16 protein-coding genes are annotated in these 18875 nt (G+C 69.2%); 14 read left to right on the top strand and 2 right to left on the bottom strand.

Annotated features, from left to right (window positions below):
- The first annotated feature begins 91 nt into the window (after positions 1-91).
- The 12 genes from ACZ6ZD_RS31885 (at position 92) to ACZ6ZD_RS31830 (ending at position 13526) form a co-directional block, all read left to right on the top strand.
- A complete protein-coding gene (locus ACZ6ZD_RS31885) occupies positions 92-1009 on the top strand; it encodes a metal ABC transporter substrate-binding protein (RefSeq protein ID WP_465677647.1) in 918 nt (305 codons plus the stop codon).
- Positions 1006-1746: a metal ABC transporter ATP-binding protein gene (locus tag ACZ6ZD_RS31880; protein ID WP_465677646.1), complete on the top strand. Its 741-nt coding sequence runs from the start codon at positions 1006-1008 to the stop codon at positions 1744-1746. The genes ACZ6ZD_RS31885 and ACZ6ZD_RS31880 overlap by 4 nt, the downstream gene beginning before the upstream one ends.
- Entirely contained in the window at positions 1743-2612 is an 870-nt protein-coding gene (locus ACZ6ZD_RS31875) for a metal ABC transporter permease (protein ID WP_465677645.1), read from the top strand. The genes ACZ6ZD_RS31880 and ACZ6ZD_RS31875 overlap by 4 nt, the downstream gene beginning before the upstream one ends.
- 14 nt (positions 2613-2626) lie before the next feature.
- Positions 2627-3286 (top strand): metal-dependent transcriptional regulator, encoded by a 660-nt coding sequence (locus tag ACZ6ZD_RS31870; protein WP_465677644.1) that lies wholly within the window; start codon positions 2627-2629, stop codon positions 3284-3286.
- Positions 3287-3339: 53 nt separating this feature from the next.
- A complete protein-coding gene (locus tag ACZ6ZD_RS31865; protein WP_465677643.1) occupies positions 3340-4212 on the top strand; it encodes a hypothetical protein in 873 nt (290 codons plus the stop codon).
- A gap of 41 nt (positions 4213-4253) precedes the next feature.
- Positions 4254-4613: a VOC family protein gene (locus ACZ6ZD_RS31860; RefSeq protein WP_465677642.1), complete on the top strand. Its 360-nt coding sequence runs from the start codon at positions 4254-4256 to the stop codon at positions 4611-4613.
- A 103-nt stretch (positions 4614-4716) separates the two neighbouring features.
- Positions 4717-5181 (top strand): hypothetical protein, encoded by a 465-nt coding sequence (locus tag ACZ6ZD_RS31855; protein WP_465677641.1) that lies wholly within the window; start codon positions 4717-4719, stop codon positions 5179-5181.
- A gap of 135 nt (positions 5182-5316) precedes the next feature.
- Entirely contained in the window at positions 5317-7938 is a 2622-nt protein-coding gene (locus tag ACZ6ZD_RS31850) for a glycoside hydrolase family 97 N-terminal domain-containing protein (RefSeq protein WP_465677640.1), read from the top strand.
- A gap of 177 nt (positions 7939-8115) precedes the next feature.
- The gene (locus tag ACZ6ZD_RS31845) at positions 8116-10569 is read left to right on the top strand and encodes a glycoside hydrolase family 97 catalytic domain-containing protein (RefSeq protein ID WP_465677639.1); all 2454 of its coding nucleotides are present in this window, start codon (positions 8116-8118) and stop codon (positions 10567-10569) included.
- A complete protein-coding gene (locus ACZ6ZD_RS31840) occupies positions 10566-11828 on the top strand; it encodes an ABC transporter substrate-binding protein (RefSeq protein ID WP_465677638.1) in 1263 nt (420 codons plus the stop codon). The genes ACZ6ZD_RS31845 and ACZ6ZD_RS31840 overlap by 4 nt, the downstream gene beginning before the upstream one ends.
- Complete coding sequence (locus ACZ6ZD_RS31835; RefSeq protein WP_465677637.1) at positions 11825-12709, top strand: carbohydrate ABC transporter permease; 885 nt, start codon at positions 11825-11827, stop codon at positions 12707-12709. Before ACZ6ZD_RS31840 ends, ACZ6ZD_RS31835 begins: the two co-directional genes overlap by 4 nt.
- Positions 12702-13526 (top strand): carbohydrate ABC transporter permease, encoded by an 825-nt coding sequence (locus tag ACZ6ZD_RS31830; RefSeq protein WP_465677636.1) that lies wholly within the window; start codon positions 12702-12704, stop codon positions 13524-13526. The genes ACZ6ZD_RS31835 and ACZ6ZD_RS31830 overlap by 8 nt, the downstream gene beginning before the upstream one ends.
- A gap of 4 nt (positions 13527-13530) precedes the next feature.
- Here ACZ6ZD_RS31830 and ACZ6ZD_RS31825 read toward each other — a convergent pair whose 3' ends face one another.
- Together ACZ6ZD_RS31825 and ACZ6ZD_RS31820 are read right to left on the bottom strand one after the other, a co-directional pair.
- Entirely contained in the window at positions 13531-14394 is an 864-nt protein-coding gene (locus ACZ6ZD_RS31825; RefSeq protein WP_465677635.1) for a helix-turn-helix domain-containing protein, read from the bottom strand.
- A 24-nt stretch (positions 14395-14418) separates the two neighbouring features.
- Positions 14419-14937 (bottom strand): Lrp/AsnC family transcriptional regulator, encoded by a 519-nt coding sequence (locus tag ACZ6ZD_RS31820; protein WP_465677634.1) that lies wholly within the window; start codon positions 14935-14937, stop codon positions 14419-14421.
- A 108-nt stretch (positions 14938-15045) separates the two neighbouring features.
- Between ACZ6ZD_RS31820 and ald the strand changes: the two genes are divergently transcribed.
- On the top strand, positions 15046-16146 hold the full coding sequence (gene ald, locus ACZ6ZD_RS31815; RefSeq protein ID WP_465677633.1) for an alanine dehydrogenase: 1101 nt from the start codon (positions 15046-15048) through the stop codon (positions 16144-16146).
- A gap of 60 nt (positions 16147-16206) precedes the next feature.
- The gene (locus tag ACZ6ZD_RS31810) at positions 16207-18873 is read left to right on the top strand and encodes a M36 family metallopeptidase (protein WP_465677632.1); all 2667 of its coding nucleotides are present in this window, start codon (positions 16207-16209) and stop codon (positions 18871-18873) included.
- Positions 18874-18875: the final 2 nt, after the last annotated feature.

Raw genomic sequence — 18875 nt, 5'->3', positions numbered from 1 at the left:
GGCCCGGATCAGCCCACCTGATCCGGGCCGCGCCCGCCCTTCGGTGGCGCCAAGACTTGTTTTCGGTCCACCGAACTTCTAGATTCGGATGATGAAGGCTGGCTGGAAGACCTGGGGCGTTTCGGTCGTGGCAGCGACGGCGTTACTCGCGGGCTGCTCGTTACCCGGCGGCGCCGCGGCGTCGGACGACCGACCAACGGTGCTGACGACGTTCACGGTGCTGGCCGATATCGCCCGCAACGTCGCGGGCGATCATCTGGCGGTCGAGTCGATCACCAAACCCGGGGCCGAGATCCACGGCTACGAGCCGACGCCCGGCGACGTCCGGAAGGCGTCGAAGGCCGACCTGATCCTGGACAACGGCCTGAACCTGGAGTCGTGGTTCGCGAAATTCGTCGAGAGCGCGGAAGCGCCGCACGCCGTCGTCTCGGACGGCGTCCGCGTCCTGGACATCACCGAGGACGCCTACGCCGGGAAGCCGAACCCGCACGCCTGGATGAGCCCGCTGAACGTGTCCACCTATGTGGACAACATGGTCACCGCGTTCAGCAAACTCGACCCCGAGCACGCGGCCGACTACGCCGCGAACGGGAAGGCGTACCAGGCGAAGCTGCAGACCGTGCAGAGCGAGCTGGTCAAGGGGCTCGCCGGGCTGCCGAAGAACGAGCGCGCGCTGGTCACCTGCGAGGGCGCCTTCTCCTATCTCGCGCGGGACGCCGGGCTGACCGAGAAGTACATCTGGCCGGTGAACGCCGAGCAGCAGGCGACGCCGCAGCAGATCTCGTCGACGATCGAGTTCGTCAAGGCCGGCAAGGTCCCGGCGGTGTTCTGCGAGTCGACGGTCTCGGACAAACCGATGCAGCGGGTGGTCGACGCGACCGGGGCGAAGTACGGCGGCGTCCTGTACGTCGACTCGCTGTCCGAGGCGGACGGCCCGGTGCCGACGTACCTCGACCTGATCCGGCACGACGCGGCGACGATCATCGCCGGGCTGACGGGCCGCTCGTGACCGCGGCGATCGAGGTCTCCGGCCTGTCCGTCCGGTACGGCGAGATCCGGGCGCTCGAGGACGTCGACCTGCGGCTCGAGGCCGGCCGGGTGACCGGGCTGATCGGGATGAACGGATCGGGGAAGTCGACGCTGTTCAAGGCGATGATGGGGATCCTCCGGCCGGACCAGGGCGAGATCCGGATCGCCGGCCGGACCGCCGCCGAGGCGCGCCGACACGGCACGATCGCGTACGTCCCGCAGAGCGAGGACGTCGACTGGAACTTCCCGCTCTCGGTCCACGACGTGGTGATGATGGGCCGCTACAGCCACCTGGGCTGGACGCGGCGGCCCGGCCGGTCCGATCGCGTCGCGGTCGCCGAGGCCCTGGAGCGCGTCGAGCTCAGCGAGTACGCCGATCGCCAGATCGGCCAGTTGTCCGGCGGGCAGCGGCGGCGCGCGTTCGTTGCCCGCGGCATCGCGCAGGAGGCCGGGATCCTGTTCCTCGACGAGCCGTTCGCCGGGGTCGACAAGCGTTCCGAGGCGACGATCGTCCGGCTGTTACGTGAGCTGGCCGCCGACCAGCGGACGATCCTGGTCTCCACCCACGACCTGCACGCGTTGCCCGAGCTGGCCGACGAGGCCATCCTGCTGCTGCGCCGGATCCTCTTCCAGGGCTCGGTTTCCGAGGCGCTCCGCCCGGAGAGTCTGGCCCGCTGCTTCGGTCTCGACCCGCTCGAACAGGACGCCGTGTCATGACTCTGCTCGATCTCCTGCTCGAACCGCTGTCCTACGACTTCATGGTCCGGGCGCTGATCACGACGGTCGTCGCGGCGGTGGTCTGCGCCGTCCTGTCCTGCTGGCTGGTGCTGATCGGCTGGTCGCTGCTCGGCGACGCCGTCTCGCACGCCGTCCTGCCGGGGGTCGTGATCGCCTACATGCTCGGGCTGCCGTTCGGGATCGGCGCGGTGGTGTTCGGGTTCCTCGCGGTCGGGCTGATCGGCGCGATCCGCAGTACCAGCCGGGTGAAGGAGGACGCCGTGATCGGGATCGTGTTCACGACGTTGTTCGCACTCGGACTGGTGCTGATCTCGGTCGTCCCGAGCCAGACCGACCTGAACCACATCATCTTCGGCAACATCCTCGGCATCTCGCCGTCCGATCAGCTGCAGATCGGCGTCCTGGCGGCGGTCGCGCTGATCGTCTTGCTGGTCAAGCGGCGGGACCTGACGCTGTACGCGTTCGACCCGGTGCACGCGCACGCGATCGGACTGTCGCCGCGGCGGCTCGGCGGGCTGTTGCTCGGCGTCCTCGCGTTGACCGCGGTGGTCGCGTTGCAGGTGGTCGGCGTCATCCTCGTGGTTGCGATGCTGATCATCCCGGGGGCGACGGCGTACCTGCTGACGGATCGGTTCACGCGGATGCTGTGGATCGCGCCGTTGCTGTCGGCGACCAGCTCGGTCGTCGGGATCTACCTCAGCTACTGGCTGGACGCCGCGTCCGGCGGGCTGGTCGTCGTCACGCAAGGCGTCACGTTCGGGCTGGTCCATCTCTTCGGTCCGCGGCGCGGCCTGGTCAGCACGTATCTGGCAAGCTGGTCGCGGCGGGCGGTCGCGAACGGATGACGGGGAGGCGAGCAGTGGCGGAGACGCAGGTGACCGAGAACTACCTCAAGGTCGTCTGGAACGCGCGTGAGTGGTCCGACGGCCCGGTCACGGTCGGCGTCCTCGCGTCCCGGCTCGGTCTCGCGCCCTCGTCGGTGTCCGGCGCCGTCCGCAAGCTCACCGAGCGCGGCCTGCTGACGCACGCCAAGTACGGCGACATCGAGCTCACCGACCAGGGACAGCGGCTGGCGCTGGCGACCGTGCGCAAACACCGGCTGATCGAGACGTTCCTGGTCGAGTACCTCGGCTACACCTGGGACGAGGTCCACGACGAGGCCGAAGTCCTCGAGCACGCGGTCTCCGACCTCTTCGCCGAACGCCTCGCCGCCAAACTCGGTCAGCCCGACCACGACCCGCACGGCGACCCGATCCCCCGCGCCGACGGCACCCTGCCGATCACCGACCACCCGGCCCTCGACACCATCGAACCCGGCCGCCACGTCCGCGTCGCCCGCGTCTCCGACGAAGACCCCGACCTCCTCCGCCACCTCGCCGACCTCGGCATCACCATCGGCACCACCCTCCAGATCCACCGCCGCCAAGACGCCATCGGCACCATCGACGTCGACCACAACGGCGCCTGCCACATCCTCGGCCTCACCGCCGCCCACTCCATCCGAGTCGCCGCCACCTGACAACTTCCGGCCACCCGCTCCTGGCGCGTGACCGGCCGCCGTACGTTCGCAGGGTGACCATCTCGCGGACAATCGTTGCCTTGGGCCTCTTGTTGCTGACCGCCTGCTCCGGCCCGGCCGATCAGCCACGCACCGAGCCGACCGCGACCCCCACTCCGACCATCACGACACCCGCACCGACACCGGGTGTGCAGTTGGTCGCCTGGGCGGACGGGATGTGTGATGGCATCGAGCAGTTGGCGAACCAGCGCAGCAAGGCGAGTCAGACGCTGACGATGATGAAGGACGCACGCATCGGCTCACTGGTGGCCAAGAGCTATCCGGTCCAGGTTGGAACCTCGCTGCAGCTGACCGCCGATGCCTTCACCGCGCTGGAGCCGACGGGTAACGCGGCCGCCGACCGCTTGACCGCGCAGTACAGGACCGTCCTGTCCAAGGCGGTCCCGAAGGTCGAAGCCCTGGCTGGTGAACCACAGGACGCTTTCGGGCGCGACGACGCCGAGGCGGTCCGCGTGACCCGCCAACTGGCAACGCTGATCACCGCCGTCAAACCAGCCGGACCAGATCTCGCCGCGCTGGTGAAGGCCGACCCGATGATCGCCCTCGCCTATCGCCAGGCACCCACCTGCAAGCCGGCCAACCAGGCCCTCCCGGTCGCCGCCGACGGCCAGAACTACGCGGCCTGCGCCGACGGTAAATGCGTCGTCCTGATCAAGAAGTCCGCCGCCTTCACCGTCCGAGGCACGCGCATCACCGTCAGCGTCGCCGGCGGCGCCGTGAGTATCAGCAACCGCACCTCCGACGGTGGCGGCTTCTCGACGAATGTCGGCGTCGGCGGCGAAGCCGGTTGGGGCACCACCGGCTCGATGACCAAGGCGACCACGCTGGGCGTCAAGGGCACCTCCGCCGTCTTGCGCATCACCTAACCGGACGCAGACCGTCCGGAATCGGGAGTAGCGTCCTCAGCATGGCTATCGCGATGTATCCCAGCTTCGTCCTGGACTGCCCCGACCCGGCCGCCCTCGCCGCCTTCTACGGTGAGCTCCTCGGGTGGAACGTCAAAGCCGACGACGGCTGGGCGGAGATCCGCCCTGAGGACGGCGGCAACGTCATCTGTTTCCAGGGCGTCGAGAACTTCAAGCCCCCGGCCTGGCCCGGCCAGGAAACACCTCAGCAGGTGCACCTCGACGTCATGGTCCGCGACCTCGACGAAGCCGAGCCCCAAGTACTCGCCCTCGGCGCCACCAAACCCACCCACCAGCCCGGCACCACCTTCCGCGTCTTCCTCGACCCCGCCGGCCACCCCTTCTGCCTCTGCGTCAGCTGACATCTTTGCCCTGCGGTACGGGCCGGGTACGGGCAGGAACCTGCCGCCGGCGGCGCCTAGAGTCACGGGCGCCAGATCGGTTGCAGGATTCTTGGAGGGTTTTGTGAAGGGACGAATTGCCGGCGCCGTGGTCGGAGTCGCGGCAGCGCTGGCGGGAGTCGGGGCGTTGCTCGTCGCCGGTCCGGCGCAGGCGGCCGACGGGTTGGAGCTGGCTCGGCTGTACTACCCGTCGGGCGCGACGAAGGGCGGCGAGGCGCGAGCCACCGTCGACTTCCGCGGCCGGAAGTCGGTGGTCTTCCGGGACTTCAAGGTCCGCGACGTCTGTCCCGGTGACGACCTCCCGGTCCGCGGCCGGGTGGAGTGGGTCCATGCCGACGGAAGCCGGGGCGTGGGCTCGTGGAAGGCGGACACGAACGGGTGCGGTGTCGACGGCACCAACTTCGGGGACATCCGGCGGACCGATACCAAGGTCATCGTCGAGGTCATGCTGACGGTCTGCGTCTACCGGCAGTCGGGCGCCAACATCCGTTGCCACACCAGCGGCGGCCGCGCCAACCCGCACGTCTGACCGGCCGCCGCGGGTTCGCGGCCGATTGCGGCGGAATGTCCATGGTGGGGGGACGAAGTCTCATTCTCTCGGTGGTCGTGCGTCCATACGCTCTGAGGTTCGGGGGCACAGTGGCGGACGAGCGAGGGGATGGACATGCGAAGTTCCCGCAGGGCAAAGGGTTTGGCAGTGCTGGTCGCGGCGCTGGCGCTGGCGGTGCCGTTGCTGACGGCGATGCCGGCGCAGGCGTTGGTGACGCATACGGTGACGTCGCCGGACGGGTTGACGAACATCACGGTGACCGATCAGGCCAGTGGTGCGCTGACGTACAGCGTGGTGTCGGGGAGTACGACGATCTTCGGCGACTCGCCGCTCGGGATCGCGACCAGTGGTGTCGACTTCACGTCGGGGCTGTCGTACGTCGGGGAGGCGCGCTCGGTGATCACCGAGACGTACTCGCTGCCGGCCGGGACGAAGCCGAGTTACAGCAACGACGGTCGGCAGATGACGCTCACGTACTCCAAGAGCGGCGCGACCATGCAGCTGGTGGTGCGGGCGTACAACGACGGGATCGCGTTCCGGTACGTGCTGCCGGGCAGCGGGAACGTATCGATCACCGGTGAGTCGACCGGGTTCCGGTTGCCGGCCACGACTGGCGGGTGGGCGGCGCCCTGGAACGGCAACTACGAGCAGGACTACATCTACCGCAACGCCGCGCAGCTCAACTCCGGCGTCGATCTGACCATGCCGGCGCTGGCGTCGATCAACAACAACGCCTACTACACGTTGATCAGCGAGGCCAACGTCTACAACTCGAACGCCAGTTACGCGCCCGGCATGCTGGAGGGCGACGGCCTCGGGACCGGGTTGCTGAAACTGTCCCGGACCCCCGACCAGGGGTTCCCGATGGCGAGCACCTATCCGTTCCAGACGCCGTGGCGGGTCGCGATCATCGCGCCGAACCTCGACGTCCTCTACAACTCCGACCTCGTCCAGAACCTGAACCCGCCCGCCGCGAGTACGCCGTCCTGGGTCAAGCCCGGCCGGGCGGCCTGGTCCTGGTACTCCGACGAGGACAGCGCCTCCGACCTGACCAAACAGAAGCAGATGGTCGACTTCGCCGCGGAGATGGGCTTCGAGTACGTCACCGTCGACTGCTGCTACACCCCGGCGGTCGACCTGCCCGCGATCTCGGCGTACGCCGCGCAACGGGGCGTCAAGATCTTCGCTTGGGTCACCGCGGACGCGGCTCAGACGCCCGCGCAGGCCAACCAGCTGGTCGCCGACCACAAGGCGTACGGCGTCGACGGGCTCAAGGTCGACTTCTTCCTGAACGACTCCCAGGCCGTGCAGCGCTGGTACCAGTCGATCGGCGACGCCGCGGGCGCGCACCAGATGATGCTCAACCTGCACGGCAGCACCAAGCCCGGCGGTGAGAACCGCACCTGGCCGTGGTTGCTGACGTCGGAGGCCGTGGCCGGCACCGAGCACTACAAGTACCCGCCGCCTACGACCGCGGCCGCCGACGTCACGTATCCGTTCACGCGTGGCCCGATCGGCTCGATGGACTACACGCCGACGATGATCTCGCAGAACGCGTCGATCCTGACTCAGGGTCACACGCTCGCCCAGGCGATCGTCTACAACACCGGCATGATCAACTACGCCGACTCGGCCGCCGCTTATCAGCAGTGGCCCGGCCGGCACCTGATGCGGGCCATCCCGACCACCTGGGACCAGACGAAGGTCGTCGAGGGTTTCCCGGGTGACCACATCACGCTGGCCCGCCGATCCGGCGCCGACTGGTTCATCGCCGGGATGACGTCGCCCGCGCGGACGGCGTCCGTACCGCTGACGTTCCTGGGAGCGGGCACCTACACCGCGACGATCTTCTCCGACACCGCGGCCGGTCGGGTACAGGTCAGCACGCAGTCGGTGACGAGCGCGACGACGTTGTCGCTGCCGATGATCGCGACCGGTGGCGTCTCGGTGCACATCTCGCAGACGCCGCTCCCCCAGGTCGGCAACGGCGACACCCGGTACGAGGCGGAGTCCGCGGCCAACACCCGCGCGGGCGCGGCCTCGGTCGACGCCTGCAAGGGCTGCTCGACCGGCTCCAAGGTCGGCAATGTCGGCTCGGGCGGTTCGGTGCAGTTCAACAACGTGACGGCGACGACGGCCGGCACGCACAAGATGACCTTCACCTACACCTCGGCCGACCCGCGGTCGGTCCGGATCACCGTCAACGGCACGGTGCTGAGCACCCAGAACCTCCCGGACTCGGGCGGCTGGGAGTTCGTCAACAAGTGGACGGTCGACGTCCCGCTGGTCGCGGGCGCGAACACGATCAAGTTCGACAACCCGAGCGCGTTCGCCCCGGATATCGATGCCCTGATCATCGAACGGGCCACCGAGGCGGAGGCCGCCGGGAACACTCTGGCCGGCGGCGCGGTCACGGCCGCGTGCGCAGGCTGCTCGGGCGGCACGTTCGTGAAGTCGCTCAACGGCGCCGGCACCCTCGACGTCAACGGCATCACGGCGGCGGCCGCGGGTAACCACACCGTCCGCCTGGACTACGCCAGCGCGACGGCCCAGACCGTCCAGGTCCAGGTCAACGGCGGGACGGCCGTCACGGTCAGCCTCCCGGCGACCGGGTCCGCGACCGCGGTGGCGACCAAGACGCTGGGCCTCGCCCTCACCGCAGGTTCCAACGTGATCAGAGTCAAGAGCGCGTCGTCGGCGGCGGTCGGGATCGACCGGGTGAGCGTCGTCCGCTGATCGTCCGTAGTCAGGCCGCGCACCCCGTGTAGCAGCGGGGTGCGCGGCCGCCGTTGTTTCGTCGATTCGTCCATGCCGCAGCGCCGAACGACCATGTTCGCGGGCGTCCGCGCTGACTAGGGTTGCGCTCCAAGAGGCCTGCAGAGCGCCGTTATCCCAACGCAACATGGAGTGATTGTGGGCAACCAGGTCGGGTCCCGTCCGAGCGTTCGCAACGGTGCCGTCGCTGCGACCGTCTCGGTCGGCGAATCATCCATCGACCTGATGATCACCCGGCGCGATCAGCCCCTCGCGGTGGTTGCCCTGGGCATCAGCGTGGACGGCGCTGATCTGAGCGCCGGATCGACCGTCGTCTCCGCGGCCGAGTTCCCGGTCGTCGAGGAGTGGTTCGCCGCCGCGGGGAAGGCGCGCGGCGACCACCTGGTCGACCACCGGGAGCTGCGGGTCGACCTCCACCACCCAGCCACCGGGCGCGACTGGGTCGTCCGCGTCCGGGTCAGCCCGGACGGCGTCGCCGTCCGCTACGCCATGCCGGAGCTACCGGGCACCACGACCCTGACCGCCGACCACACCCGCGTCGATCTGAGCCAGTTCTCCCGGGCCTGGGTCCTCGAACACCAGACCTGGTACGAGACCCCGCGCGTCGGTGTCGACCTGGCCGACCTCGAGCCCGGCGCATACGGCTTCCCGTTCCTCGCCCGGTCCGACGACGGCTACCTGCTGGTCTCGGAGTCCGGAATCGACGGCCGGTACGCCGGAGCCCACGCGGCCGTCTCCGGTCAGCGGCTCGGGTTCGGGATCGCCGACGTCCCGGTCGAGATCGCCCGCGGCGATGTCACGCCGTGGCGAGTCTTCGTGATCGGCTCGCTCGCGGACGTCGTGGAGTCGCTGCTCGTCGACGAGCTGGCCGCCCCGGTCCGTCCCGAGCTGGCCCGCGCGGACTGGGTACGCCCCGGCCGGGCCGCCTGGTCGTGGTGGTCCGACTTCTACTCCGGCGCTCAGCTCACCCAGCAGAAGCGCTTCGTGGACGCCGCGGCCGATCTCTCCTGGGAGCACCTGCTGATCGACTGCGGCTGGGAGGAGACCTGGGTGCCGGAGATCGTCGCGTACGCGAGCCGCCGCGGCATCCAGGTGCACCTCTGGACCGTCTGGCACGACCTGGACGGACCGGAGAAGCTCGGCAGACTGGCGCTGTGGCGTTCGTGGGGCGTCGCCGGGATCAAGGTCGACTTCATGGAGTCGGAGTCCAAAGACCGCTACCGCTGGTACGACACCGTGCTGCAGGAGACCGCGCGACTGGGCCTGATGGTCAACTTCCACGGCTCGGTGATCCCCCGCGGCTGGGCGCGGACCTGGCCCCAGGTCGTCGGCTACGAGGCCGTCCGCGGTTCGGAGTACTACGTCTTCTACAACGACACCCCGCTGACCGCCGAGCACAACGTCATCCAGCCGTTCACGCGCAACGTGGTCGGCGCGATGGACTACACGCCGGTCGCCTTCTCGGCCCCGGACCGGGTCACCAGCGACGGTCACGAGCTGGCTCTCGGCGTGGTGTTCGAGTGCGGTATCACGCATTTCGCGGACGACGTCGCGGCGTACGCCGAACGCCCGTTGGCCGCCCGCTTCCTGGCCGAGCTCGCGCCTGCCTGGGACGAGACCGTCCTGCTGTCCGGCACACCCGACACCGAGGCCGTGCTCGCGCGCCGGTCCGGCGACCGCTGGTTCATCGGCTGTATCGCCGCCGGCGGTCAGCGCGTCGTGTCGGTCGACCTGAGTCGGCTGGGACTGACCAACCCGCAGGCCTGGATCGTCGAGGACGCCCCCGGCGGACTGGCCGAACGAGCGCTGACGGCCCGATCGTTCGACGTCAAGCTGGCCACCAACGGCGGTTTCGTCGCGATCGTCTCGGACGGCGATCTGTTCCGCGCCCGCCCGCGCGCGACAGCGGATGCGCCGACGGTCGAACCGGCCCTGGTCGAGCTCGACGAACACCACGCGGCCGTGATCACCACCAAGGCACAGGTCCGAGTTGCGCCCGGCTGGAGCGCCGAGTCGCTCGGCGGCGACCGCTGGCGCATCCAGGCGCCGGGCGATCTGCCGCCGGGTGCGCAGGGCGTCGTCACCGTCGAGTCCGGTGCGGTCCCGCCGGTGGTCGCGCACGCGCGCGCCGTCGTCCCGCTCACGGCCGGCATCCACCGCGTGTCGGCCTTGCCGATGCTTGCCTTCGACAACGAAAGTGGACCGGTCGAGCGCGATCAGAGCAACGGCGGCGGCAATCCGGCCGACGGGGCGCCGATGCGGGTGGCCGGGACGCATTTCACCGACGGGCTCGGCGTGTCCACGCCGTCGTCGGTCGAGCTGTACTTCGGCGGTCACGTCGGTCGCCTCACCGCCTCGGTGGGGATCGACGACGAGACGCCGCGGACCCGCGCCCGCGCCGTCGTGAGCGGCGACGGCCGGGAGCTGGGTTCGGTCGAACTGGGGGCCGGGGACACCGCGGTCGAGCTCGATCTCGACGTCTCCGGCGTTCGCGTCATCACCTTGTCCACCCGACAGGTCGCCGCCGGCGATCCGCCCGCGCACGTGGACTGGGCCTCGGCCCGCCTCATTGTGACGAAAGGAAGCAAATGACCAGGAAATCGTTGCTCGCGCCGGCCATCGTGATGGTCGCGGCGCTGCTCGCGGGATGCTCGGGCGGTAGCGGCTCGGACGACGGGCCGGTGACCATCACCTACGGCATCTGGGCCGGCACGCAGACACCCGCCATGCAGGAGATCGCCGACGCCTTCACCGCGGCGAACCCGGACATCACGGTGAAGATCCAGGAGCGCCCGTACCCCGAGTTCTGGTCGACGCTGCAGACCGGCGCCGCCGGCGGGACGGCGCCGGACGCGTTCTGGATGCTCGCCCAGCAGATCCGCCCGTACGCCGCCGGGAACCAGCTGCTCGACATCTCCGATGCCGTCAAGGAGCAGCAGGTCGACCTGGCGAAGTACCCGAAGGCCGTCCTGGACCTCTACGACCAGGGCGACGGCAAGCTCTACGGTCTGCCGAAGGACGTCGACACGAACGCCGTCTGGTTCAACAAGGCGATGTTCGACAAGGCCGGCGTCGCGTACCCCAAGGCCGGCTGGACCTGGGCCGACTTCCGGGAGACCGCGAAGAAGCTGACCGACCCGGCGGCCGGCACCTGGGGCGTGGCCGCGCCGCTGGACTACCAGGGCGGGTACTACAACTCGATCTTCCAGGCCGGCGGCAAGGTGATCGCCGACGACGGCAAGACGGCGGCCATCGACAGCCCGGAGGCTCAGGCCGGGATCAAGTTCTGGACCGACCTGCAGGCCGACAAGTCCTCGCCGACGCTGCAGCAGCTGTCCGACACCGAGGCCGAGACGATGTTCGAGCAGGGCAAGGTCGCGATGTACGTGTCGGGCGCCTACTGGGCGCTGAAGCTCTACGACAACAAGGCGATCCGGGCCAAGGTCGACATCGCGCCGCTGCCCACCGGCGTCAAGCAGGCGACCGTGACGAGCGGGATCGAGAACGTCGGGTACGCCGGGACCAAGCACCCGGAGGCGGTGAAGAAGTTCCTGCTGTTCGCCAGCGGCGAGCAGGCGGCGAACATCCAGGCCAAGTCGGGCGCGGTGCTCCCGGCGTACCAGGGCACCGAGAAGACCTGGATGAACGCGATGCCGGAGTTCAAGAACCTGCAGGTCTTCATCGACGCCAAGGCGTACTCCGTGCCGCTGCCGGTCCAGGGCAACGCCGCAGAGTGGCAAGGTCTGCAGGCCAAGTACCTGACGCCCGCCTGGGACGGCAAGACCTCGGTCGCCGACGCCGCCGCTCAGTACGCCGACGCCATCGACAAAGTGCTGGCCGAGAACGGATGAGCCGCTCCCCGGGCCGGACGGACTGGTCGGCGTACCTGATGATCGCGCCGGCCTTCGCCGGGCTGGCCGCGCTCTACCTGTGGCCGTTCCTGTCCACGTTCCTGAAGAGCTTCCAGACCGTGCCGGTGTTCGGCCCGGGCCGGTTCACCGGCGGCGCCAACTACGACAAGCTGCTGACGGACGCCGATTTCTGGGGTGCGCTCGGCAACTCGGCGAAGTACACCGCGATCGTGCTGCTCGGCATCCCGCTGGCGATCGTGCTGGCGGCGATGATCCAGCAGGTCGCCCGCGGCCGGGCCGCCTACCGGGTGTTGTTCTTCCTGCCGGTCGTCACGCTGCCGGTCGCGGTCGGCATGGTCTGGCGGTTCATCCTGAACGGCGACTTCGGGCTGCTCAACTACGTGCTGTCGCTGGTCGGCGTCCCGGGCCAGTACTGGGTGGCCGACGACCGGTTCGCCGTCTACGCGTTCGCCGTGGTCGGGATCTGGATGGGGCTCGGCGTGAACCTGATCATTCTCGGCGCCGGTCTGCAGAACATCCCGGTCGATCTCTACGAGGCGTCGGCGCTGGACGGCGCGAGCCGGGTCCGGCAGTTCTTCTCGATCACGTTACCGCTGCTCAGCCCGAGCGTCTTCTTCGTGACCATTCTGACGACGATCTCCGCATTGCAGATGTTCGATCTCGTCTTCATCATGCTGGGCAGTGTCAACAACACCGCGCTGAGCGGTTCGAAAACCATCGTCTACCTGTTTTACGAAGCCGCTTTCGTGCAGTTCAAACAGGGCTATGCCGCGGCGATCGCGATCGTGTTGCTGGTGATCATCATGATCGTGACCGCGGTGCAGTTCGCCGTCCAGAAGAAGTGGGTCGTCTATGACTAGCCGCGGCGCCGGGCAATGGCGCATTCACGCCGTCCTGATCGTCGCGGCGGCGCTGATGGTGGTGCCGTTCGCCTGGGAGATCCTGACCGCCTTCAAGACCAGCAACGAGGTCGCCTCGCTGCCGCCGACGCTGTTCCCGGCCGAGCCGACGGCGAACGGCTTCCGGACCTTCTTCGACAAGACGCCGTTCCTGGCGCAGTTCCTGGTCTCGGCGGGTTCGCTGATCCTGCGCGTCGTGGGCCAGGTGTTCGTCGCCGCGCTGGCCGGCTACGCGTTCGCGCGGCTGAACTTCCCCGGCCGCCGGACGTTGTTCGCCTGCTTCCTGCTGATGCTGATGGTGCCGAGCCAGCTGTTCCTGCTCGGCCAGTTCGACATCATGAAGGGGCTGGGGCTGCTCGACACCCTGCCCGCGCTGGCGATTCCCGGCATCTTCTCGGCGTTCGGGACCTTCCTGATGCGGCAGGCCTTCCTGACCATGCCGAAGGAGTACGAGGAGGCAGCACGACTGGACGGCGCGGGCACCTTCCGCACGTTCTGGAGCGTGATGCTCCCGATGGCGCGGCCGATGCTGGCCGCGCTCGCCGTCCTCACCTCGCTCTACTCGTGGAACGACCTGCTCTGGCCGCTGATCGTCGCGCCGGCCGGTGACGCTCGTCCACTGCCGGTCGGGCTGGCCAGCCTGCAGGGCCAGTTCGGCACGGACTATCCGACGCTGATGGCGGGCGCGCTGATCTGCACGCTGCCGCTGGTCGTCGTTTTCGTCGTGCTGCAACGGCAGTTCTTCGCCGGTATCGCGAACAGCGGCCTCAAGGGGTGACGGATCAGACGGCGTCGCGGCGGCGGAACTGGGTGGGGCTCATGCCGTGGAAGCGACTGAACTGCCGGGAGAAGTAGAGCGGGTCGGCATAGCCGAGCTCGTCGGCGATACTCGCGACCGTCGCCGGCGAGCCGTCGAGCAGCTGCCGCGCGCGAGCCATCCGCAGGCTCTGGTGATAGGCCAGGACGCCGCCGCCGGTGACCTTGCGGAACAGGGCGCTCAGGTGTGAGGGCGAGACGCCGACCAGCTTCGCCAGATCCGGAACCCGGACACTGCTGTCCAGGCGATCGGCCAGGTAGCTCATCGCGCGCTGCAGCGGGTCGCCGTCGGCCGGCATCACCCGGTCGACATTGATCTGCGTGAGCAGCTTCCACGCGGCGCCCGCCGTACCGATCAGCCAGGCCGGCGCCTGGCCGCGCTCGAGCGTGGAGACGATCTCGTCGAGCAGCGCGACCGCGCGCTCCATCCGGCGGATCGGGACGATCGGCCGCTCCACCGACACCTCGAGGGTCTCGACCAGCTCGGCGACGTCCGTGCCGGACAGGTGGCACCACCAGATCGTCCACGGGTTGGCGGCGTCGGCGCCGTACGTGTGCGGCACGCCGCGCGGAATGATCAGCGCGGACTGCGATCCGATCCGGTGCGTGGCGTCGCCGACCCGGGCCCATCCCGTCCCGGACGCGCACACAATGACGATCGTCTCGTCAATTCCGCGCGGCCTTTGCATCCGGTGCCCCGCGGCGGCCGGGAAATAGCCGGCGACGGTGACGACCAGCCGCCGGGTGACCGGTCGCGCCAAGGCCGCCGTCACCACCGGTCGCGGTACCACCACGATCCGCTCGTTCCGAAAGCCTTCCTGAATGGACATCCCCCTATGATGCCGGGAAACGCGTTATTCGAAGGCGGCCGCGACGACATTGCGGTGGTATTCGAAAATGACGCTCGTCCGGGTGGAGGCGACACTTCGCTCACCGGAGAGATGGTCGACGACGAACCGCCGCAGCTCCGAGGAGTCCGGGACCGCGACGTGGACCAGGAAGTCGTCGGTACCGCCGACGAAGAACAGCTGCACGACCTGCGGGAGACCGCGGATACTGCGGGTGAACTGGCTGATGCTCTCCTGCCGGAGCCCGGCGCGGAGCGTGACGCCGATCATCGCCTGCAGCCCGTTGCCGATCGCGGACTGGTCGACCGCGGCGTGGAAACCGGCGATCACCCCGCGGTCCAGCAGCGAGCGCACCCGCCCGTGCGCCGTCGACGCGGCGATCCCGGCGGCCTGGGACAGCTGGCCGTTGGTGGCCCGGCCGTCACCGGCCAGCCGGGCCAGGATCCGCTCGTCGACCGAATCAAGCGCTGGAGTCGGAAGATTCTTCGGCCCGGACGCCGACTGCGTCCCCACGGTCGAACGCATCAGCGGAATCTCCTCGGATCGCCGGAAAATCTTCAGCAGCAGGCTACCGCAGCCGAATCCCGTGTGACAGTTTCCCCGAATCCGCGAACGGCGAAGAGGAGAGCAACGATGCGCGTCGGCGTCCCCACCGAGGTCAAGAACAACGAGAACCGGGTGGCGATCACCCCTGCCGGGGTTGACGCGCTCGTGGCTCGCGGCCACCAGGTCCGCGTCCAGCAGGGCGCCGGCCTCGGTTCCCGCATCCCCGATCACGAGTACGCCGAAGCCGGCGCGATCCTCGTCGAGACGGCCGCGGAGGTCTGGGGCGACTCCGACCTGGTGACCAAGGTCAAGGAGCCGATCGCCAGTGAATACGACCTGCTGCGCGCCGACCAGGTGCTGTTCACCTACCTGCATCTCGCGGCCGACCGGCCGTTGACCGAAGCGCTGCTCGCCGCGGGGACGACGTCCATCGCGTACGAGACCGTGCAGCTGCCCGACCGCACGCTGCCGCTGCTCTCGCCGATGAGCGAGGTCGCGGGCCGGCTCTCGGTGTCGGCCGGCTCGTACTTCCTGCTCAGCGCGGCCGGCGGCCGTGGCACGCTGCTCGGCGGCGTCGCCGGCACCCACCGGGCCAAGGTGGTCGTGATCGGCGGCGGCGTCGCCGGTGAACACGCCGCCGCGAACGCCATCGGCCTCGGCGCCGACGTCACGGTCATCGATCTGTCGCTGCCGCGGCTCCGCGAGCTCGAGCACCGCTACGCCGGCCGCATCCGGACCAGTGTCTCCAGCCGCTGGGAGATCGCCGAGCAGGTCGAAACGGCCGACCTCGTGATCGGCTCGGTCCTGATCCCCGGCGCCGCCGCGCCCAAGCTCGTGACCGATGCCATGGTCGCCACCATGAAGCCGGGCTCGGTCCTGGTCGACATCGCGATCGACCAAGGCGGCTGCTTCGAGGGCTCCAAGCCCACCACGCACGACGCCCCGACTTTCGGAGTCCACCAGTCGCTCTACTACTGCGTGGCCAACATGCCCGGCGCCGTCCCGGAGACCTCGACGCGGGCGCTCACCAATGCCACGCTCCCCTACCTCACCGCCCTGGCCGACCACGGCTGGCAGGCAGCCACCGACCAGGACCCGGCTCTGGCCAAGGGCCTGAACACCCTCGCCGGTCAGGTCACCAACGCCGGCGTCGCCGAAGCCTTCGGCCTCGAGCTGGCCGCGGCCTGAGCAGAAGTCGAGCGCCGATTGACCTGGTAGCCGAACCGGTCACCCCACAACCCTTCGGCAATGAAGTTGAAACTCGCCGTCGCGGTCGCCGTGACCACGGCCGGTCTGCTGTCCGCCTCCTTCTTCGGAGAAACGACAGCGACCGGCTCGAGTACCACGTCGCCCTTTCTGACCGGCCGTAGCGGCGCACCAGCCGCGGACATCGCACTCGACTACGTCAAAGCTCATCCGGAGGTCTACAAGCTCTCGGCCGCCGACCTCGGCACCCTGAAACTGCGCAAGGACTACGTCGACGACCTCGGCACGCATCACGTGTTCTGGACCCAGGAACTCGACGGCGTCGAGGTCTTCGGCAAGGGCTTGAAGGCCAACGTCACCAAACACGGTGAGGTGGTCTCGATCTTCGGCGGGCCGGTCACCGGCCTGACCGGCCGAGCCCGCGCGCGGTCGGGCGCGCCGACGGCGCTGTCGGCAGCCGCCGCGCGCACGGCCGCGGCCGCGGATATCGACGGGACGCCGGCCGCGGCGACCGCGAAGACCACCGGAGCAACGGTCAAGTGGAGTAACGGCGACCGCGCCAAGCTTGTCTGGTTCAGTACCGGCGCCGGTCTGCGCAAAGGCTGGTCGACCTATGTGAACGCCGGGACGAACAAGGTCTTCACCCACGTCGTCGACGCGCAGACCGGCGCGTTGCACCACCGCAAGGACCTGACCCGCGCCGCGCACGGCGACGCGCTGGTGCAGGACAACTACCCCGGCGCCGCCAAGGGCGGGACGCAGCGGGTCGAGAACCTGATTCACCGCAACTGGCTGCCGAAGAACGCCAAGTCGCTGCTCGAGGGGACGTCGGTCAGCGCGTTCGCCGACGTCAACGACAACAACGAGCCGGATCCGGATGAGATCGTCGCCGTCCCGAACGGGCAGTACCGGATCGTCCCGTTCCAGAGCTCGTCGTTCTGCGCGGCGGCGTTCGTCTGCACCTGGGATCCGGCCAAACCGAGCTCCTGGAAGACGAACAAGGACCAGAACGTCACCAACGGCTTCTACCTGGCCAGCAACTTCCACGACTGGCTGGCCAAGCCGCCGATCAGCTTCACCCCGGCGGCTGGCTCGTTCGACGCGGCCGGCGGCGACCCGGTCAAACTGAACGCGCTCGACGGCGCGGCGACCGGCCCCGACGGTGGGCCGGACGAGCTCCACGTCAACAACGCCTACATGGCCACACCGCCGGACGGCACGTCGCCGGTGCTGGCGATGTTCTTGTTCCACGCGCCAGGCGGCGACGACGTCCAGGAGCCGTGGGTGCCGTCCAGCGGCACGAACTCGGCGGATGTGCTGTACCACGAGTACGGCCACGGGATGAATGCCCGGCTGGTCGTCGACGCGGCCAACCACTCCGCCCTGGATACGCTCCAGGCCGGCGCGATGGACGAGGCCTGGGCCGACTTCTACGCGCACGACTACCTGGTCGCCCATGGTCTGGAACGCGACACCGCAGCGTCGGGAGACCTCCTGGTCGGCAGATACGCCACCCACGGCAAGACGATCCGCACGATGGCGATCGACTGCCGGGTCAACGCCGTCAGCCCGCAGTGTGTCCAGAAAGACGGCAGCCGCGGCGGCTACACGTACGGCGACGTCCCGACGATCGGCCGCGTTCCCCAACGGCACACCTCCGGTGAGGTCTGGACCCAGACCCTGTGGGATCTGCGCGAACGCCTGGGCCGCGAGCACGCCGTCCGCCTCATCACCCGCGCGATGGAGCTGTCACCTCCCGAGCCGACCATGCTCGACATGCGCAACGCGATCCTGCAGGCCGATCTGGTGGCCAACGGCAAGAAGGCCGCCGAGATCTGGGAGGTCTTCGCCAATCGTGGCCTGGGCTGGTTCGCCGGCACGGTCGACAGCAGCGACGGCTACCCGGCCGAGGACTTCCAGCTGCCGCCCAAGTCGGGCGCGAACCGGCTGACCGGGACCGTCCGGGACAAGTACACCGGCGCCCCCGTCCCGGCCGCCAAGATCGTGTTCACCGGCCACGCCTCCGGTTTCGCCGGTAGCTACCTCGCGACATCCGATGCTCAGGGCAACTACTCCCTGCCGGACGTCCGCCCCGGCACGTACCGCAAGGTCGTGGTCCGGGCCCCGGGCCACGAGCCCCTGGTGCAGGACGTCAGCGTCCGGGCCGGGCAGCCGGCCGACTTCACCCCGCGCCGCAACTGGGCCGGCCACGCGAGCGGCGCCAAGATCATCGGTTTCACCGGGCTCGATCGGAGCGACGACGGATGCGGTCCGGGCGCGGCGATCGACGGGAGCCAGGAGCACGGCTGGGTGACGTCGACCGGTAACGACAACGGCGATCCGGCCAAGGCGATGATCCCGAAGCACCTGGATGTCGAGCTGCCGCGCCCGATCGACGTGGCGGCGTTCGCGGTCGATTCGACCCCGGATTGCGTGGCCGACGCGTCCGCCGCGACCGGCAAGTACCGGATCGAGACGTCCGCCGACGGGACGACGTGGGCCACCGCGCAGGCCGGGGAGCTCACCGCGGCGAGCCTCGGCAAGTACACCGAGCTGACGCCGACGGCGAACGCGGCCAAGGTCCGGTACGTCCGGTTCTGGATGCTCAGCCCGCAGAAGCCCGACCTCGCCACCGCCTGCCCGGACGAGGTGTTCGGCAGTGGGTGCGTCTACACAGCGCTCGCCGAGCTGCAGGTGTTCGGCAAGTAGCG

This window comes from Kribbella sp. NPDC104218 (assembly GCF_055584105.1).
This window is presented reverse-complemented; position numbering and strand designations above follow the sequence as displayed.

Coding starts and splice junctions, on each gene's coding strand:
- ACZ6ZD_RS31885 (WP_465677647.1), top strand. CDS start 92: ATGAAGGCTGGCTGGAAGACCTGGGGCGTTTCGGTCGTGGCAGCGACG.
- ACZ6ZD_RS31875 (WP_465677645.1), top strand. CDS start 1,743: ATGACTCTGCTCGATCTCCTGCTCGAACCGCTGTCCTACGACTTCATG.
- ACZ6ZD_RS31860 (WP_465677642.1), top strand. CDS start 4,254: ATGGCTATCGCGATGTATCCCAGCTTCGTCCTGGACTGCCCCGACCCG.
- ACZ6ZD_RS31850 (WP_465677640.1), top strand. CDS start 5,317: ATGCGAAGTTCCCGCAGGGCAAAGGGTTTGGCAGTGCTGGTCGCGGCG.
- ACZ6ZD_RS31840 (WP_465677638.1), top strand. CDS start 10,566: ATGACCAGGAAATCGTTGCTCGCGCCGGCCATCGTGATGGTCGCGGCG.
- ACZ6ZD_RS31835 (WP_465677637.1), top strand. CDS start 11,825: ATGAGCCGCTCCCCGGGCCGGACGGACTGGTCGGCGTACCTGATGATC.
- ACZ6ZD_RS31830 (WP_465677636.1), top strand. CDS start 12,702: ATGACTAGCCGCGGCGCCGGGCAATGGCGCATTCACGCCGTCCTGATC.
- ACZ6ZD_RS31825 (WP_465677635.1), bottom strand. CDS start 14,394: ATGTCCATTCAGGAAGGCTTTCGGAACGAGCGGATCGTGGTGGTACCG.
- ACZ6ZD_RS31820 (WP_465677634.1), bottom strand. CDS start 14,937: ATGCGTTCGACCGTGGGGACGCAGTCGGCGTCCGGGCCGAAGAATCTT.
- ald (WP_465677633.1), top strand. CDS start 15,046: ATGCGCGTCGGCGTCCCCACCGAGGTCAAGAACAACGAGAACCGGGTG.
- ACZ6ZD_RS31810 (WP_465677632.1), top strand. CDS start 16,207: ATGAAGTTGAAACTCGCCGTCGCGGTCGCCGTGACCACGGCCGGTCTG.